Source organism: Nocardioides mangrovicus (assembly GCF_003674065.1).
Classification (GTDB): Bacteria; Actinomycetota; Actinomycetes; order Propionibacteriales; family Nocardioidaceae; genus Marmoricola; species Marmoricola mangrovicus.
The window spans coordinates 285,366-302,083 of record NZ_RDBE01000007.1 but is presented as its reverse complement, the minus strand read 5'-3'; the positions used below and the strand labels follow the sequence as shown (position 1 = coordinate 302,083).

The following is a 16,718-nucleotide window of genomic DNA, read 5'->3' as shown; positions in this document are numbered from 1 at the left end:
ACGAACGCCGACCGATCTATAGGGTCGGCTCCATGAGCGGCCTCGAGAGCGACACCGAGACTGGTTCCGAGCCGGGCGCCGATCCGATGTTCGGCGGCTACCCGGCCGAGATGGACCGGCTCAACCACGGTGCCTTCGACGAGATGTACGACGGGCAGGACCTGCGCTCGTCCTACTCCGACCTGCGCACGTCGCTGGCCGACCTGGCCCACGGCGAGCTGGAGACCCGCGTCGAGGCGCTGGCCAGCAGCTACCTCGACCAGGGCGTCACCTTCGACATCGGCGGGGAGGAGCGTGCCTTCCCGCTCGACATCTTGCCGCGGGTCATCGAGATGGAGCAGTGGGCGCGGGTGGAGGCCGGCGTCCAGCAGCGGGTGCGGGTGCTCGAGGCGTTCCTGGCCGACATCTACGACGCCGGCCAGGTCTTCGACGACGGCGTCATCCCCCGCTCGGTGGTCACCACCTCCTCGCACTTCCACCGGCAGAGCGCGGGCATCAAGCCGCCCAACGGCGTGCGGGTGCACGTCAGCGGGATCGACCTGATCCGCGACAACGACGGCGAGTTCCGGGTGCTGGAGGACAACGTCCGCGTGCCCTCGGGCGTCTCCTACGTGATGACGAACCGCCGCGCCATCGCCGCCGCGATCCCCGAGACGTTCGCAGGTCACCGGATCCGCCCGGTGGCCGGCTACCCGCAGAAGCTGCTCACCGCGCTGCGGGCGGCCGCGCCGGCCGGCGTGGTCGACCCGACGGTCGTCGTGCTGACCCCGGGCGTGTTCAACGGCGCCTACTTCGAGCACGCGCTGCTCGCTCGCACCATGGGCGTCGAGCTGGTCGAGGGCCGCGACCTGGAGTGCCGCCGCGGCCGGGTGATGATGCGGACGACCCAGGGCCTCGAGCCGGTGCACGTGATCTACCGCCGCGTCGACGACGAGTTCCTCGACCCGCTGCACTTCCGCAGCGACTCGGTCCTGGGGTGCTCGGGCCTGATGAACGCCGCCCGCGCCGGCAACGTCACCATCGCCAACGCGGTGGGCAACGGCGTGGCCGACGACAAGCTGACGTACACCTACATGCCCGACCTGGTGCGCTACTACCTCGGCGAGGAGCCGATCCTGCGCAACGTCGACACCTGGCGGATGGGTGACGCCGACGCCCGCGAGGAGGTCATGGACCGCCTCGACGAGCTGGTCCTCAAGCCGGTCGACGGTTCGGGCGGCAAGGGCATCGTCATCGGTCCCAAGGCCACGTCCGCGGAGCTCGACGAGCTGCGCGGCAAGGTCCTGGCCGACCCACGCTCGTGGATCGCCCAGCCCGTGGTGCAGCTCTCCACGGTGCCGACGTACGTCGGCGGCGCGCTCTCGCCGCGCCACGTCGACCTGCGCCCCTTCGCGGTCAACGACGGCAACCGGGTCTGGGTGCTGCCCGGCGGGCTGACCCGGGTGGCGCTCGGCGAGGGCGAGCTGATCGTCAACTCCTCGCGCGGCGGCGGCTCCAAGGACACCTGGGTGCTGGCCGGTCACGGCCACCCGCCGAAGGTCGTGGCCAAGCCGGCGGCCAGCCGGGCGCCGGCCCAGCAGCAGGACCAGCAGCAGGACCAGCAGGGTCAGGGATCGAGCCACCAGCAGCAGGAGCAGTGATGCTGAGCCGGATCGCAGAGTCGATGTTCTGGATCGGACGCTACGTCGAGCGCGCCGAGGACATCGCGCGCATCCTCGACGTCCAGACCCAGCTGATTCTCGAGGACCCCGCCATCGACGAGGCGGCCACCGTCGCCGGCGTCTTGTCGGTGATGGGCATCGAGGACGAGGCCGCCGGCGACGGGCCGGCCGACCGTGCCCAGCTGCTGGAGCTGCTGGCCTACGACCGGTCCTCCCCGGAGTCGATCGCGGCCACGCTTGGCGCCGCCCGCGAGAGCGCGCGCCGGGCCCGCGAGACGCTCTCGACCGCGATGTGGGAGGCGGTGAACACCACGTGGCGGGCGATCCCCTCGGGCCAGTTCCGCTCGATGCGACCGCCGACCGCGTTCCGCTGGGTACGCGACCGGGCGGCGCAGATCAACGGCATCGCCGACGCGACCATGACCCGCGACGAGGGCTGGCAGTTCCTGGTGCTCGGTCGCTCCATCGAGCGGGCCGACATGACCGCCCGGCTGGTGGCGGCGGCCTCGCTGGCCTCCGGTGCCGCCTGGGGCACCTCGCTGCAGGCGTGCGGGGCCTACGAGGCGTTCCTGCGCACCTACAAGGGGTTGGAGACCGAGCGCGGCGCGGCGGAGTTCCTGCTGCTCGACCGGCTCTTCCCCCGATCGGTGGTCTTCAGCCTCAACCGGGCCGAGCAGTGCCTGACCAACCTGGAGGCCGGCTCGCGCGCCGACGCCCGGGCCGGGTTCACCAACGAGGCGCTGCGGCTGGTCGGGCGGATGCGCGCGGAGCTGGAGTACCGCTCGCTCTCCGACGTCGTGGCCGATCTGCCGGTGGAGATGGAACGGCTGCAGCGCACCTGCGCGCTCGCCACCGACGCCGTCTCGCGCCGGTTCTTCGCCGAGGGCCAGGCCACCGCCTGGCGAGGGGACGTGGCCTAGATGGTTCAGCTCCGGATCCAGCACACCACCGGCTTCGCCTACGACAGCAAGGTCGCAGCCTCCTTCAACGAGGCGCGGATGACCCCGCAGACCACCACCGACCAGATCGTCGTGCACAGCCGCGTCGGGGTCTCCCCGAGCCCGTGGACCTACACCTACCGCGACTACTGGGGCACCGAGGTCACCGCGTTCGAGGTCTTCGACCCGCACGACTCGCTGACCGTCACCGCCACCGCCACCGTCCACACCGACCGGGCCACCTCGCTACCCCCCGCCCTGGACTGGGAGCAGCTGCGCTCCGACGACGTCACCGATCGCTTCGTCGAGCTGCTCGAGGTCTCGCCCCGCGTCGCCCCGCCCGACGAGCTGGCCGCGCAGTGCCGCGATCTCGCCGCCTCGGGTCGCCAGCCCGGCGAGGTGGCCCGCGAGATCTGCGCCCTGGTGCACGACGAGGTGCGCTACGTGACCGGCTCCACCGACGTCGCCACCACCGCTGCCGACGCCTGGAACCGGCGCAGCGGGGTGTGCCAGGACCTCGTCCACCTCGCGGTCGGCGGGCTGCGCAGCGTCGGCATCCCGGCCCGCTACGTCTCGGGCTACCTCCACCCGGACCCCGAGGCCCCGGTCGGTGAGACCGTGGCCGGGGAGTCGCACGCCTGGGTGTCGTGGTGGGACGAGGGCTGGCACGGCTTCGACCCCACCAACGACGCCGACGTGGGCGACTACCACGTCGTCGTCGCCGCCGGCCGCGACTACGGCGACGTCAAGCCGCTGGGCGGCATCTACTCCGGCAGCGCCTCGAGCCACATGTTCGTCGACGTCTCGGTGACGCGGCTGGGCTAGCGCTCGTCGTGGGGCTCGCGCACCACGTCGACACCGTCGGCGGCGGCCGGCTCCCGCAGCCGCCGGGCCACCCCGACACCGGTGGCGGCGACCACGAGCACCGCGAACACGAGCCAGCCCACGGTGTAGTTCCGGTCGAGCAGCGTGGGGTTGTCGGCCCGGGCACCGAAGCGCGTCAGCACCGGGACGGCGGTGACGGTGACCGTGCCCAGCACGACCAGCCCCGCGACGACCGGGCCCCGCACGCGCGACGGCACCACCGCCATCACCACGACCGCCGCCACCAGCAGTGCCGGGCCCACGAAGCCGTCGTGGACGATCACCCCGCCGGCCAGCCACCAGACCGCGGCGAGCAGGTTGGCGAGGCCGACCCGCAGCAGCTCCCAGGCGCCGTACAGACCCGCCAGGACCCCGACCGCGCCGACGACGTACCTCATGCGCGCACCTCGAGCCGGTGGACCCACTTGGTCTGCAGGACGCCGGGGCGGTTGGGCGCGATGACCCGGCACGGGAAGCCGTGGTCGAGGCTCAACCGCTCGCCGTCGAGGTGGGTGGCCAGCAGCGTGAGGTCGTCCTCGACGAAGGAGTGTGGGAGCAGGGTCGCGCGGTAGGGGCCGCTGGGCTGCAGCGACCGCACGACGACGTCGGCGCCCGCGGGTCTTCCCACCATGTCCATCAGGTCGCGCATGCGCACGCCGTCCCAGGTGCCGTGCGCGCTCCAGCCCTCCACGCAGGCGATCGGCAGCCCCGAGGTGTGCCGCGGAAGCGCCACCAGCTCGGCCACCGTCAGCCGGACGGTGCGGTCGCCGTTCACCAGCTCCAGCGCGTAGTCGGCGGAGGTGGCCAGGGCGGTGACCCGCGCCGCCCGGGCGGACTTGTTGATCGGCACCCCCTGCGGCCCGCCGCCGGACCGCACGCCGAAGACCGAGACCCGGCGCAGCAGCGGCACGGTGGAGCCCGCGCTGGCCACGACCGCCACCGCGGCGCTGAGGTAGGCCGTCACCACCAGGCCGCGGCGGGTGATGCCGCTGGACGCGACGGCCGTGGTGGGTCGGTCCTGGGCGGTCGACTCCACGTCGCTGCGCCACGCGTCGCGGATGATCGGCAGCTTCACCGCCACGTGCACCAGCAACGACCCCACGGCCAGCCAGCCGACGGCGTAGTGGGTGGCACGGAAGTGGAACTGCCACGGGTACCACTGCGTGGTGTTGAGCAGCCCGGTCGCGAGCTCGAAGACCCCGGCGGCCACCAGCACGCCGATCGAGGCACGCTCCAGCCCGGTCAGCACCAGTCGCCGCAGGTCGCGCCAGGGGGTCTCGGCAAAGAGCTTCGGGTAGACGGTCCAGAGCTTGATCAGCAGCAGCGGGATCGCGGCCGTGCCGGAGGCGACGTGCAGCCCCTGGGTGAGGCGGTAGCCCCAGGTGGGTCGGGTGGGCACGAAGAACCACGGGTTCGGGTCCTGGCTCCAGTGGCTGACCAGTCCGGTCAGGAAGCACAGGCCGAAGCAGATCCCCAGCACGGTGCCGACCCGCGCCGCGACAGCCGGGCTGCGCAGGTGCGAGGTGAAGTCGGACTCACGCGGTGGACGCAGCGCCATCATCGGACTTCCTCAGCACGGCGAAGCAGCGGTCGCCGGACCGCTCGATCCGCTCCAGCGACAACCCGACCCGGTGGGCCAGGAGCGCGATCTCCCCGGGGCCGACGACCGCCCAGGTGAACGGCGTCGAGACCATGCCGCGACCCGAGAGCCAGTGGGTGCGGACGCCGCTGGCCAGGCCTGCGGCGGCGAGGTCGGCGACCACCTTGCCCCCGGGCTCGAGCAGGTCGGCCGCGCGTCCGAGGAGGCGGACCGGGTCGCCGCCGATGCCGATGTTGCCGTCGGCCAGCAGCACGGTGCGCCAGCTGCCCGGCACGGGGTCGAAGACGTCGCGCTCGAGCGCGGTGGCGCCGCGGGCGCGCGTCTGCGCCACGGCCTCGGGCACGACGTCGATGCCCAGCGCGGGCACGCCTCGGCCGGTGAGCTCCGCGGCCATCCGGCCCGGCCCGCAGCCCACGTCGAGCGTGGTGCCCTCGCAGGCCTCGAGCACCACCTGGTCCGAGGCCGTGGCGTGCATCCAGCGCCAGGCGGCCAGCGGGCGGCTCGGGGCCGCCTCCTCCAGCAGCTCGACGTCGTGACCACGCAGCGCGGCGGCGAACAGCGCGCCCGGAGAGCACCGGTTCATCGCGACCGCCAGGTGTGAGCGAAACGGGTGTGCGGCGCGTCGTCGGCGCTGCGCCGGGCGTCGTCGATCGTGTCGACGTCGTAGCTGTGCGGCCCGAGCGCGACGACGATCTCGCGCGAGAGCGCCTCGAGGGTGAGCCGGCCGGTGTCGACCCGCGAGGTCGGCACGTCGCGCACCAGCGCGGCGTGACCGGGGTCGTTGAGCGCCAGCACCCACCAGCCGCCGTCCTCGGCGGGGCCGAGGACGGCGTCGGCCTCCCGCAGCCGGTCGGCGGTCTCCCGCAGCTGCTCGGGGCTCAGGTGCGGGGTGTCCATGCCCACCTGCACCACGACGTCGTCGACGTCGGCGTGCGCGTGGGCGATCCGCTCCCCCAGCTCGTCGCCGCGCTGCGGGACGACCCGCCACCCGGCCAGGGCTACCGTCAGCTCCTCGCCCCGGCTGGCCTCGGCGAGCTCTCCGTCCAGCGCGACCACCCCACGACCCAGGGCGTCCTCGACCAGGTCGAGGGTGTCGAGCAGGGCGGCGGCGGCAAGGTCGGCGGCGACGTCGGCGCCGACGTCGGCCCCCAGGCGTGTCTTGACCCGGCCGGGCACCGGCGCCTTGGCCAGCACCAGCGGGGTCATGGCAGCACCCGCGCGAAGTCGCGGGCGGCCCGCAGACTGCCTCGCACCGAGCCGGAGACCTTCGAGCGCGTGCCGGCGGCCCGAGGCCGGTAGCTGACGTCGACCTCGACCATGCGCCAACCGGCGCGCTGGGCACGGGTCAACAGCTCGACCGGGTAGCCGAAGCGCCGGTCCTCGACGCCGAGCTCGAGCAACGCGGCGCGACGGGCCACGCGCATCGGGGCGATGTCGTGCACCGCGAGACCGGTGCGACGCCGCAGCCACCACAGCACCGCGACGTTGCCGGCCCGGGCGTGCCAGGGCCACACGCCCCGGCCGACCGGACGCCGCCGGCCGCACACCAGGTCGGCCTCCCCGCTCTCGACGCGGCGCACCATCGCGGGCAGCTCACGCGGGTCCATCGAGCCGTCGCCGTCGAGCACGGCCACCAGGTCGGCGCTGGCTGCCTCCAGACCGGCGTGGACGGCGGCGCCGTAGCCGGGCCGCTCCTCGCGCACGACGCGCGCACCGTGGGCCGAGGCGACCTCGCCGGTGCCGTCGGTGGAGCCGTTGTCGACGACGACCACCCCGAACTCCTCGGGTACCTGGGAGAGCAGCGCCGGCAGGGCACCGGCCTCGTCTCGGCAAGGGATCACCACGTCACAGCTGCTCACGAGAGGTAAGGGTAGAGACACGACGAGCCTTCAACCTCACCTCAACGGTTACAGAATCCTTGCGGGCCACCCCTACGCTCGCCCGGTGACCCGCTCCCACCGGCTGCCAGTCGTCGGTCTGGTGGTGGCGTTCCTGCTCGCCGCGGCGGCCATGCTGGTGCCCGCGGTCAGCGGCTGGAACGTGCACGTGAACAGCTTTCCGCCGCTGCACGCCGAGTGGCTGCCCCGCCTCGGACCGGGCACGGCGCCGGCCCTGCTCCTGGCCGCACTGGCCTCGTGGCGTGCGGTCGACCTGGCCCAGCGGGCCTCGTGGCGGGCGCTGCTGGCGTGGTCCTTCGTGGCGGCGCTCGCCTGGATGGTGGCGCTCGCCTACGTCGACGGTCCCCACGGGATGGGCGCGATCCTCGACAGCCACTACGAGTACATGAACACCGCCCGCCGCTACCCCGACTTCGCCGCGGTACTGCCCGACTGGGTCAGCCGGATCACCTACGCGCGTACCCCGCACAACTGGACCGTCCACGTGGCAGGCCATCCTCCCGGGGCGACGTTGTTCTTCTGGCTGTTGGTACGACTGGGGTTCGACACCGGGATCGGCGCCGGATGGGTGCTGGTGGTGCTGGTGGCCACCACGCCGGCGGCGGTGCTGTGCACCCTGCGCGTGCTCGACGCCGAGGACGCCGCACGCCGGGCCGCGCCGTTCCTGGTGTTCGGGCCGGCCGCGGTGTGGTCGGCGGTCTCGGCCGATGCGCTGTTCGGCACCTGCGCCGCGTGGGGAGTCGCCGCGCTCGCGGTGGCGGCGACGCGGACCTCGTGGGCTGCGCGGGCCGGCTGGTCCGTGGTGGCCGGACTGCTGCTCGGCGCGCTGGTCATGCTCTCCTACGGCCTGCCCGTCATGGGCGTGCTGTGCCTGGCGGTGCTGTGGCTCGCGAGGTCGTGGTGGCCGCTGCCGATCACCGCCGTCGTGGCTCTCGGCGTCGTCGGGGTCTTCGCCCTGCTCGGCTTCGACTACCTGCAAGCCCTGAAGGCGATCCACATCCGCTACTACGAGGGGGTCGCCTCGCGGCGCCCGCCCTCGTACTGGATGTGGGCCAACCTCGGCGCGCTGGTGTTCTCGGCCGGCCCGCTCCTAGGCGCCGGGCTGGGACTGCTGCTGGCCCGCGCTCGCACTCTGGTGCGCGACCCCGCGACCCGGGTGGTGGCGACCCTGGCCCTGGCCGGCGTCGCCATGGTGGTGCTGGTCGACCTCTCGCAGATGAGCCGGGCCGAGGTCGAGCGGATCTGGCTGCCCTTCGAGCCCTGGCTGCTGCTCTCGGTGGCCCTCCTGCCCGAGTCCTGGCGGCGACGAGGCCTGGTGCTCCAGCTGGTCGTCGCCCTCCTGGTGCAGCACCTCCTCCAGACCGGCTGGTAGAGCCCGGGTAGTCCAGACCGAGTAGCACCGGTCCGGAAGTCGACATCGGTGCTACTCGGTCTGGACTACCCCCGGAGCGGGGCCGTGCGGAAGTCCTCGAGCCCGTCCTCGGGCATCACCTGCGCCCGGAAGCCCAGCTCCCTCGCGGCGAGCTCTGGGGAGGCGACCACGTGGCGGACGTCGCCGAGGCGGTACTCCCCGGTCACCGTCGGCTCCCGCCCGGTGAGCACGCGCGCCACCTCGGCGATGGTCACCGGCCGTCCCGAGCAGACGTTGTAGGCGCGGTAGCCCTCGCCCTGCTGCTCCAGGGCCAGCACGTTGGCCAGGGCGATGTCGTCGACGTGCACGAAGTCGCGCTGCTGGGCGCCGTCCTCGAAGACCCGGGGCGCCTCGCCGCGCTCCATCGCGGAGCGGAAGATCGCCGCGACGCCGGAGTACGGGGTGTCGCGCGGCATGCCCGGGCCGTAGACGTTGTGGTAACGCAGCGCGGTCGCATCCCCGGGCGCCTGCCGCACCCAGGCGCGGGCGTAGTGCTCGGTGGCGAGCTTGCTCGCGGCGTAGCTGCTGCGCGGGTCCAGCGGCGCGTCCTCGGGCACCGTGCGCCACTGCAGCGGCCGGCCGCACAGGTCGCAGGCGTGGTCGAAGCGGCCGGCCTCGAGGTCGGCCACCGGACGGACGCCGGTGCTGCGCAGCCCGTGCTCCTCGCACGCGTAGCGGCCCTCGCCGTAGACCACCATCGAGGAGGCGAAGACGATCCGGGAGACCCCGTGGCGACTCATCGCCGCCAGCAGCTGCGCGGTGCCGTGGTCGTTGTGGTCGGCGTAGGAGGGTAGGTCGGCCACGCTCGCACCGGCGCCCACCATCGCCGCCTGGTGGCAGACCGCATCGACGTCGTCGAGCAGGTGCTCCCAGGCCCGCGGCTCGCGCAGATCGCCGAGGACCGTGCCCTCGGGCACGACGGCGCCGGCTCCGTGCGCCTCGGGGATGAGCGCGTCGAGGCCGACCACCTCGTGGCCCCGCTCGAGCAGCCGACGCGAGACGGCGCCGCCGATGAACCCGGCGCTGCCGGTGAGCAGCACCTTCACGAGCGCTCCGACGACGGCAGCTCGGCGGGCAGCTCGTAGGCGAGCTCGACGCCGTCCATCCAGCTCGAGCAGGTGCAGCCGGCCGGGTCGGGCAGGTCGGCGATCACACGGCCCAGCAGCGCCTTGAGCCGCTCGATGTTCTCGGCGAAGATCCGGAAGACCTCGGCCTGGCCGACGCCCTCGCCCACCTCCAGGCCGGCGTCGAGGTCGGTCACCAGCGCCAGCGCGGAGTAGCAGAGGCCGAGCTCGCGGGCCAGGACGGCCTCGGGGTGCCCGGTCATGTTCACCAGCGACCAGCCCTGGGCGGCGAACCACTGCGACTCGGCGCGGGTGCTGAAGCGAGGACCCTCGACCACCACCATCGTGCCGCCACCGACCACCTCCGGCTCACCGGCCAGCACGTGCTCGGCGATCCGTGGGCAGTACGGGTCGGCGAAGGGTGCGTGCGAGGCCCCGGCCTCGATGTAGGTCTGGACGCGGCCGCTGGTGCGGTCGACCAGCTGGTCGGGTAGCACCAGGGTGCCGGGGCCCAGCTCGGGCCGCAGGCTGCCCACGGCGCACGGGCCGAGCACCTGCCGGACCCCGAGGGAACCCAGCGCCCACAGGTTGCCGCGGTAGTTCACCCCGTGCGGCGGGTACTCGTGGTGCGCGCCGTGGCGCGGCAGGAAGGCCACCTCACGCCCGGCCACGTTCCCCACGGAGACCGCGACCTCGCCGTAGGGCGTCGCCACGCGCAGGTCGTCGGGGTCGTCGAGGAAGGTGTAGAAGCCGGAGCCGCCGATCACCGCGATGTCAGGCACGCACCCACCCTCTCAAGGGCCTATCCTGCTCGTGCGGATGGGCTGGCCGGGCGACCGCGGCGCACACCCCCACGGGGGCGGACGTCGAGGAAGGTCCGGGCTCCACAGGGCAGGGCGGTGGGTAACACCCACCCGGGGAAACCCGCGGGACAGTGCCACAGAGAACAGACCGCCACTGCCTCACGGCAGCGGTCAGGGTGAAACGGTGGTGTAAGAGACCACCAGCGCGGCGGGCGACCGTCGCGGCTCGGCAAACCCCGCCTGGAGCAAGGTCAAGAAGGACCCTCCCCGGAGGGTCCGCGCGGACGAGGCGGCCCGCCTCATCGTCCGCGGGTGGACTGCAGGAGGCGGCCGGCAACGGTCGTCGTAGATGGATGGTCGCCCACCGGGCGCCGGCAACGGCCCCGGGGACAGAACCCGGCCTACAGGCCAGCCCGTCCGCTTTTAGGCCTCTGACCTGGGCAAACGCATTTCGGAGGCCTCTACTGTGCACATACTGTGCACAACTTTTTCACTCGGTGCCCTCGCCAGCCGGCTCGAACAGGCAGTTTCCGGCGGGTCCCAGAGGCGGCACGTCGGCCCCGGCGTCGGCGGCCGCCGACCCATCGCCCGGCCCTCGCGAGCACGTCTGCGGACGCACGCGGACGTCTCCGCCGTAGCGGTTGGCGATGTCCGTCTCAGCGAGGGTTCGGAGGTCGTAACGGGATGGGCTCCGTACCGACGCCTCTGACAGCGGGGCCCTCAAAGGCGGACTGCACCACTGTCCGCGATCGGGTGTCCTCGTCGCCCATGAGGTGGCCGTAGGTGTCCCATGTCTCGACGGCCGATTTGTGGCCCAGTAGCGCCTGCAACGCCTTGATGGAGGTGCCGCCCTGGATCTGCAGGGAGGCGTAGTAGTGACGCAGGTCGTGTGGGGTGGCCGTTGTACCGACGCGTCGCGCTGCCGCCCGCCAGGCGGTCCACAGGGTGCTCGTTCGAAGCGGCGTGCCGATCGCAGAGGAGAACACCAGGCCCGAAGAGTGAGTGCCGAACGTCTCGAGGTGCGCCCGGATGGCGTCGAGGACGACGTCCGCGACGGGGATGGTTCGGACCGAGGCGTCGGTCTTGGGTGAGGCGAACCGGACTTCGTCACCGACTGAGGCTCGAACCAGCTGGCGATCCACCCGGATCGTTGCAAAGTCGAACGAGACCCGGTCCAGCGTCAGACCGAGGAGCTCTCCCCGACGCATTCCGGTCCCGGCGCCGACCGTGATCAGTGCGCTGTAGCGAGCTGCGATCTCCCCACGCAGGGCGAGGACCGTTGCTGTAGAGATGGGCACCAGGCTCGAGGCCGGTGCCACCTTGGGCAGCTTGATCCGTTCGCACGGTGTCACGGCGATGACCCGCTCCCGTACGGCTGCTCTGAGCACTATGGACAGCACCGTGTAGCGCTGCCGAACGGTCGACGGCGCAGCCGTCAAGCTCCACTGCTTGACCAGTCTCTGGACGTCGGCAGAGGTGATGGAGTCCAGCCGCACTGGGCCGAGCACCGGGTAGATGTGGTTTCGAAGACTGGTCTCGAACGCGGCCTCGGTCGTCGGCGCGTGCACCTGTCGCTGGCGCCAGCGCTCCGCGAACGCGGCCAACGACTCCTTGCCGGCCTGCGGATCGGCCCACTGTCCGACGACCAACCCAGCTGTCTGCTCATCCAGCCACTGCTGCGCTTCCTTCTTGAGCGCGAACATGCGCCGGTGCTGCTGGCCGGCGCGGTCACGGAAATGCGCCTCGTAGCGGGAGGCGCCTCGTACGCGCCCGTTGGAGTTAGTCCAGCTGACGCTGCGCTTGCGAATGCTGGCCATGACTCTCCTCAAGGATGCCGATGGACGCGTCGCAGTCGGCCCAGCCGATGCTCACGCGACCGGCGATGCCCCGTCCTTCTGGCTCTGCACCCAGGTTCGCAGGTCGGCCGCGCTCGTGACCAGGTGTCGACCCATTTTGAAGAAGCGCGGTCCGCGACCGATCTGTCGCCAGTAGCGCAAGGTGTTGACCGGAACTCGCAGGAAGTCGGCTACTTCGGCCAGCGTGAGCAGCTCACCATCGCTGTGCTGGTCGAGGTCGCGCGTGCGCGAAGTCGTGACGTCCACGGTTGCCTCCAATGTGCGGCGATAGCACCCGGATGCAGAGTGCCTGTCCTGACGGAAGACGAAAATCACGTTGTCCGTGCTCACCGCCGCCTGACTGCCGGCGCAACGGCCCTGCTTGATCTCGGAGCCGTCTGGCCAGACCCGTCATATCAGCCTGGACGTGTCGTGGCCGTCGAGACGCGCGAGTGGTGACCCCGCCGTCCGCACCTGGCCTTGTCAACAACGGTGAAGCGGCTTCGGGTTAGCACAGCTCTCGCGGGATAGAGATTGTCCAGTTGCGGGCAGCTCGATGAACTCCGTTGACGTGGACCTGCACTTGGGTGGTGAGGTGGAAGTGGGTGGGTGAGCCGGTGATTGTCGTCCCGGCGACCGCGACGGTCGTCGTGCCCTCTCGACGGATGGTGCTGGTGTGCGCGCCGTGTGCGCTCGCACGGGCGGGGTCGTCGGGGTCGACGTGGGTCTCGAAGTCGTAGCTGCGCTCGACGACAGTGTGGGCGTTGACCCGCTCGGCGTAGTCGAAGTGGTAGCGCACCCACGTCTGCCGGCTCAGCGCGTCGCGCTCGACGCGCCACGTCGGTGCGTGGGCGAGCGAGAGATGGGGCTCGGGCTCGTCGGGTGCCGCCCGGAAGACGGGCGCTTCGACCTCGGGCGTGGCTGGCGCGGTGGGGATCTCCAGACGGGAGAGGTGTCCGGTACCGCAATGCAGGAGGCTGGTGGCGGGTTCGGGCGTGGGCCACATATTCGGCCAGTCGGCGTTGGCGACGGCGATCCGAAGACGGTGACCGCGCTGGAAGCGCCACGACGTGGTGTCAATCTCGATCTGTAACTCGTAGATCCGGCCGGGCTCGAGTGGCTGCGGGGTGCTGAGCGACTCGCGCCGGGTCGCGTTTAGGACTCCCTTGGCCACCAGCTGTGACGACCCGTCGGGAGCAACGTCGTTGAGGTTGGCGACGAAACCGATCACTGTGGCGCTCGTCGAGACGTGCAAGGTGAGCGTGGCCCGGCCCAGGAGGTGGAGGTCCTCGGTCAGGGGCTCCGTGGTGTAGACCGCCGAGCGGGCCTCGTCGGGCCGCTGGTCGCCGGGCAGTCCGAACGCCACCCCCGCCGACCAGAGTCCGCCGTGGGTGCCCACGGTCGCGTCGTAGACAAGCGTGTCCTGCCCCGGGTCGGGGGCGTCCGCGGCCAGGGTGCCGTCCTCTCCCAGGTGCAGCGTGGTCGTCGCAGCACCGGCCGGCGGCCAGCTGCGCTCAGCCCGCCAGCAGCCGGGCTGCAGGGTGCGGTCGGCGTCCACCGGTGGCTCGAAGTGCTGCTCGTAGACGACGACGGGCGCCGGGTCGAGCCCGGCGTCCCCGCCCTCGCGACCGCACCAGTGGTCGAGCCAGCGCACCACCTCGTGCAGGTGGTCGATCCGCGGACCCGGGACGGCGGAGTCCGGCACGGCGTGGTTCCAGGGGCCCATCAGCACCCGGGCCGGCACGGTCAGCTTCTCGTAGAGGCGCAGCGGCGCGTTGCGGTACCCGTCGCCCCAGCCGCCGATCATGAAGACCGGGCAGCGGATGTCTTCCGCGATGTCGCCGACGGAGCCGTGGCGCCAGTACGGACCGTCCGTCTGGTTGCTCAGCCACGTGAGCAGGTACGGCTCGTCGCCCTCGAGGTGCTGCTGCCAGACCTCGGCCCAGTCCTCGGCCCAGGACGGGTCGGGCGGGAGTGCGTTGTAGGCGACCATGAAGGTGCCGTAGAAGCCGATGTCGTAGTACATCCGGGGGTGCCCGCCCACGTAGTGGCAGTCGTCGCGGTAGCGGTCGTCGGTGAAGTGCATGGGGATCACCGAGCGCAGGTGCGGCGGCTGGGTGGCGGCGACCTGCAGCGCGGTGAAGCCCCCGTAGGAGATGCCCATCATGTTGACATTGCCGTCGCAGAACGGCTGCTCGGCGAGCCACTCGACGGCGTCGTACCCGTCCTGCTGCTCCTGCTCGACGTACTCATCGCTGACCGTCCCGGGTGAGGCACCGGTGCCGCGGACGTCGAGGCGCGCGACGACATACCCGTGCTCCGGCAGGCCTGTGTAGAAGCGCTTCTCGGAGTCGACCTCGTCCTTGCGGTAGGGCTGGTACTCCAGCACCAGCGGCCACGGGCCCTCCCCGTCGGGCAGGTAGAGGTCGGCGGAGAGCAGGGTGCCGTCGCGCATGGGGATGCGGACACCGTGCTCGATGCGGTGGGTCCAGACCGAGGACATGGGGCTCCTATGCCAAGAGGGGACGGGACGTGCGGGACGCGGGTGGGAGGGATCGCTCAGGGCGTGGCGGCGGTGCCTGCGGCGACCGGTGCCGGCCGCGTCGGCTCCAGCTGTCCGGCTGCGACCAGGTCGGCGAAGTGGCAGGCCGCGGTGTGGCCTGCGTCGGACAGCTGGACCTGCGGGGGCGTGGTGGTTCGGCACACGTCGCGGGCGAAGGCGCAGCGCGGGTGGAAGCGGCAGCCGGTTGGTGGGTCCCCCCACGAGGGCACCTCGCCCGCCACGAGGAGGCGGCGCCGCGCCAACCGCCGACCAGGCTCGCGATCCGGGGCCAGGGCGAGCAGCGCCTGGGTGTAGGGATGACCCGGATCGCGGGTGACCACGTCCACCGGACCCTGCTCCACCACCTGGCCGAAGTACATGACACAGATTGCGTCGGCCACCGCCTTGACCTGCGGGAGGCTGTGGCTGATGAGGACCACCGAGACCCCGGTGCGATCCCGGAGGTCGGTGAGAAGGTTGAGCACCGCCGAGGCTGCCGACTGGTCCAGCCCCGAGGTGGGCTCGTCGGCCACGATCAGGTCCGGACCACCGGCGAGGGCTCGGGCGACGCCGACCCTCCTGGCCTGCCCCCCGGACAGCGCGGACGGAACCAGCCGCGCGACCGAGGCAGGAAGGTTGACTGATGCCAGTAGCTCCTCGGCCGAGCGACGCTCCGAGCCCGGCACGCGGTGGATGAGGTAGGGCTCGGTCACCTGCTCGCTCACGCGCATGCGCGGTGAGAGGCTGGCGTAGGCGTCCTGGAAGATCATCTGCACCCGACGCCGGAATCCTCGCCGGGCCGCACCCGAGAGCGAGCTGGTGGCGGTGCCGTCGAACACGACCGACCCGCGGGTGGGTCGCAGCAGGTCCACCATCGCCTGCCCCAGCGTGGTCTTGCCCGACCCGGACTCCCCCACCACTCCCAGGATCTGCCCACGGTGCACCCGCAACGAGACGCCGTCGACGGCCCTGATCGTGGTCCGGTGCCGGCGCCACCGGCCCCTGGTCCCACCGAAGTGCACGGCCAGGTCGTCAACCAGGACCAGCGGGGGCTCCTCGCTCGACACGGCGGGACCCCGGGGTTCAGCCGCGGCCTCGGTGGGCTGCCAATCCGCGACGACGGGCTCACGCTTCCAGGTCGACTGGTGCTCGGGGTCGTAGACGAGGCAGCGCGCCCGACCGGTGGAGGTGGTCAGCAGCTCGGGAGACAGGGTCTCGCAGACCTCGGCGGCGTGCAGGCAGCGCGGGGCGAAGCTGCAGGAGGTGGCCGGCGCGGTCAGATCGGGCATGCGCCCCGGTACCGAGGCCAGGCGTCGGCGCTGCGAGCTCGCCGTGGGTGTGGCCGCGTCGAGCGCCTGCGTGTAGGGATGCGCCGGGCTGGCCAGGACCGCTGTCCCGGAGGTCTCCTCGATGACACGTCCGGCGTACATGACGGCTACCCGGTCGCACAGCTGTGAGACCACGCCGAGGTCGTGGGAGATGAACATCAGCGAGGTGCCGCGCTCGTCCCGCAGTCGGAGCAGGAGCTCAAGGATCTGGGCCTCGAGCGTCAGGTCGAGCGCCGAGGTGGCCTCGTCGGCGATGACGAGCGCGGGCTCCAGCAGCAGCGCCATGGCGATCATGACGCGCTGCCGCATGCCGCCGGAGAACTCGTGCGGGTAGCGGGTCAGGGCGCGCTCGGGGTCGGCGAGGCCGACCTCGGCGAGCCTCGAGGCCAGGAGCGACGTCCGGTCGGCGCCGCGCGCCGCGCCGTGGGCGTCGAGCACCTGCTCGAGCTGGGCGCCGACGGGCAGCCGCGGGTTGAGGCTCGTCGTCGGGTCCTGGAACACGACGGCCACCTGCGAGCCGCGCACGGACCTGAGCTCGTCGGGGTCGAGCGCGCCCAGGTCGCGGCCCTGCAGCCTGATGCAGCCACCGACCACCTGGCCGTTGGCGGGCAGCAACCCCGTGATGGCGCTGGTCAGCGTGGACTTGCCGCTGCCGGACTCCCCCACGATCCCGAGGATCTCCCCGGCCCCGATCTCCAGGCTCACCCGATCCAGGGCCAGGCGAGAGGATGTGCCGCTGTCGTAGCGGACGGAGAGGTCGCTCACGCTGAGCGT

The 16,718-nt window shown here is 72.1% G+C and carries 15 protein-coding genes and 1 other RNA gene; 5 read left to right on the top strand and 11 right to left on the bottom strand.

What is annotated here, in order from left to right; all coding sequences use genetic code 11:
- Positions 1–32: 32 nt before the first annotated feature.
- The 3 genes from D9V37_RS10955 to D9V37_RS10945 are packed head-to-tail and all read left to right on the top strand — an operon-like array spanning position 33 to position 3,424.
- Positions 33–1,640, top strand: coding sequence for a circularly permuted type 2 ATP-grasp protein (locus D9V37_RS10955; RefSeq protein WP_232524862.1), 1,608 nt, complete (start codon positions 33–35; stop codon positions 1,638–1,640).
- Positions 1,640–2,581: an alpha-E domain-containing protein gene (locus tag D9V37_RS10950; protein ID WP_121806534.1), complete on the top strand. Its 942-nt coding sequence runs from the start codon at positions 1,640–1,642 to the stop codon at positions 2,579–2,581. The genes D9V37_RS10955 and D9V37_RS10950 overlap by 1 nt, the downstream gene beginning before the upstream one ends.
- The gene (locus D9V37_RS10945; RefSeq protein WP_121806185.1) at positions 2,582–3,424 is read left to right on the top strand and encodes a transglutaminase family protein; all 843 of its coding nucleotides are present in this window, start codon (positions 2,582–2,584) and stop codon (positions 3,422–3,424) included.
- Here D9V37_RS10945 and D9V37_RS10940 read toward each other — a convergent pair.
- The 5 genes from D9V37_RS10940 to D9V37_RS10920 are packed head-to-tail and all read right to left on the bottom strand — an operon-like array spanning position 3,421 to position 6,922.
- Positions 3,421–3,861: a hypothetical protein gene (locus D9V37_RS10940; RefSeq protein WP_121806184.1), complete on the bottom strand. Its 441-nt coding sequence runs from the start codon at positions 3,859–3,861 to the stop codon at positions 3,421–3,423. The genes D9V37_RS10945 and D9V37_RS10940 overlap by 4 nt on opposite strands.
- Positions 3,858–5,021 (bottom strand): molybdopterin-dependent oxidoreductase, encoded by a 1,164-nt coding sequence (locus tag D9V37_RS10935; RefSeq protein ID WP_121806532.1) that lies wholly within the window; start codon positions 5,019–5,021, stop codon positions 3,858–3,860. The genes D9V37_RS10940 and D9V37_RS10935 overlap by 4 nt, the downstream gene beginning before the upstream one ends.
- A complete protein-coding gene (locus D9V37_RS10930) occupies positions 4,999–5,646 on the bottom strand; it encodes a methyltransferase domain-containing protein (protein WP_121806183.1) in 648 nt (215 codons plus the stop codon). Before D9V37_RS10930 ends, D9V37_RS10935 begins: the two co-directional genes overlap by 23 nt.
- On the bottom strand, positions 5,643–6,269 hold the full coding sequence (locus D9V37_RS10925) for a TIGR04282 family arsenosugar biosynthesis glycosyltransferase (protein WP_121806182.1): 627 nt from the start codon (positions 6,267–6,269) through the stop codon (positions 5,643–5,645). The genes D9V37_RS10930 and D9V37_RS10925 overlap by 4 nt, the downstream gene beginning before the upstream one ends.
- The gene (locus D9V37_RS10920; protein WP_121806181.1) at positions 6,266–6,922 is read right to left on the bottom strand and encodes a glycosyltransferase family 2 protein; all 657 of its coding nucleotides are present in this window, start codon (positions 6,920–6,922) and stop codon (positions 6,266–6,268) included. Before D9V37_RS10920 ends, D9V37_RS10925 begins: the two co-directional genes overlap by 4 nt.
- Before the next feature lie 85 nt (positions 6,923–7,007).
- On the opposite strand from D9V37_RS10920, the gene D9V37_RS10915 reads away from it, so the two are divergent.
- Positions 7,008–8,333, top strand: coding sequence for a hypothetical protein (locus D9V37_RS10915; RefSeq protein WP_121806180.1), 1,326 nt, complete (start codon positions 7,008–7,010; stop codon positions 8,331–8,333).
- Positions 8,334–8,398: 65 nt separating this feature from the next.
- Here the strand turns inward: D9V37_RS10915 and D9V37_RS10910 are convergent, their stop codons facing one another.
- Positions 8,399–9,418 carry an NAD-dependent epimerase/dehydratase family protein gene (locus D9V37_RS10910; RefSeq protein WP_121806179.1) on the bottom strand — a complete coding sequence of 340 codons (1,020 nt, stop codon included), beginning with the start codon at positions 9,416–9,418 and terminating at the stop codon, positions 8,399–8,401.
- A complete protein-coding gene (locus D9V37_RS10905) occupies positions 9,415–10,218 on the bottom strand; it encodes an S-methyl-5'-thioadenosine phosphorylase (RefSeq protein ID WP_232524861.1) in 804 nt (267 codons plus the stop codon). The genes D9V37_RS10910 and D9V37_RS10905 overlap by 4 nt, the downstream gene beginning before the upstream one ends.
- A gap of 38 nt (positions 10,219–10,256) precedes the next feature.
- Between D9V37_RS10905 and rnpB the strand changes: the two genes are divergently transcribed.
- An RNA gene (gene rnpB / locus D9V37_RS10900) (RNase P RNA component class A) lies at positions 10,257–10,659 on the top strand.
- Positions 10,660–10,895: 236 nt separating this feature from the next.
- Here rnpB and D9V37_RS10895 read toward each other — a convergent pair.
- From D9V37_RS10895 to D9V37_RS10880, 4 genes are all read right to left on the bottom strand, one after another.
- Positions 10,896–12,056 (bottom strand): tyrosine-type recombinase/integrase, encoded by a 1,161-nt coding sequence (locus D9V37_RS10895; RefSeq protein WP_121806178.1) that lies wholly within the window; start codon positions 12,054–12,056, stop codon positions 10,896–10,898.
- A gap of 51 nt (positions 12,057–12,107) precedes the next feature.
- Entirely contained in the window at positions 12,108–12,425 is a 318-nt protein-coding gene (locus D9V37_RS10890; RefSeq protein ID WP_232524860.1) for a helix-turn-helix domain-containing protein, read from the bottom strand.
- Positions 12,426–12,582: 157 nt separating this feature from the next.
- On the bottom strand, positions 12,583–14,577 hold the full coding sequence (locus D9V37_RS10885) for a CocE/NonD family hydrolase (RefSeq protein ID WP_121806176.1): 1,995 nt from the start codon (positions 14,575–14,577) through the stop codon (positions 12,583–12,585).
- Positions 14,578–14,633: 56 nt separating this feature from the next.
- Positions 14,634–16,709 carry a dipeptide ABC transporter ATP-binding protein gene (locus D9V37_RS10880; RefSeq protein ID WP_158604442.1) on the bottom strand — a complete coding sequence of 692 codons (2,076 nt, stop codon included), beginning with the start codon at positions 16,707–16,709 and terminating at the stop codon, positions 14,634–14,636.
- Positions 16,710–16,718 lie beyond the last annotated feature (9 nt).

Excerpts from the sequence above, each read along its gene's own strand:
- D9V37_RS10955 (WP_232524862.1), top strand. The coding sequence starts at position 33 with ATGAGCGGCCTCGAGAGCGACACCGAGACTGGTTCCGAGCCGGGCGCC.
- D9V37_RS10950 (WP_121806534.1), top strand. The coding sequence starts at position 1,640 with ATGCTGAGCCGGATCGCAGAGTCGATGTTCTGGATCGGACGCTACGTC.
- D9V37_RS10945 (WP_121806185.1), top strand. The coding sequence starts at position 2,582 with ATGGTTCAGCTCCGGATCCAGCACACCACCGGCTTCGCCTACGACAGC.
- D9V37_RS10940 (WP_121806184.1), bottom strand. The coding sequence starts at position 3,861 with ATGAGGTACGTCGTCGGCGCGGTCGGGGTCCTGGCGGGTCTGTACGGC.
- D9V37_RS10935 (WP_121806532.1), bottom strand. The coding sequence starts at position 5,021 with ATGGCGCTGCGTCCACCGCGTGAGTCCGACTTCACCTCGCACCTGCGC.
- D9V37_RS10930 (WP_121806183.1), bottom strand. The coding sequence starts at position 5,646 with ATGAACCGGTGCTCTCCGGGCGCGCTGTTCGCCGCCGCGCTGCGTGGT.
- D9V37_RS10925 (WP_121806182.1), bottom strand. The coding sequence starts at position 6,269 with ATGACCCCGCTGGTGCTGGCCAAGGCGCCGGTGCCCGGCCGGGTCAAG.
- D9V37_RS10895 (WP_121806178.1), bottom strand. The coding sequence starts at position 12,056 with ATGGCCAGCATTCGCAAGCGCAGCGTCAGCTGGACTAACTCCAACGGG.
- D9V37_RS10885 (WP_121806176.1), bottom strand. The coding sequence starts at position 14,577 with ATGTCCTCGGTCTGGACCCACCGCATCGAGCACGGTGTCCGCATCCCC.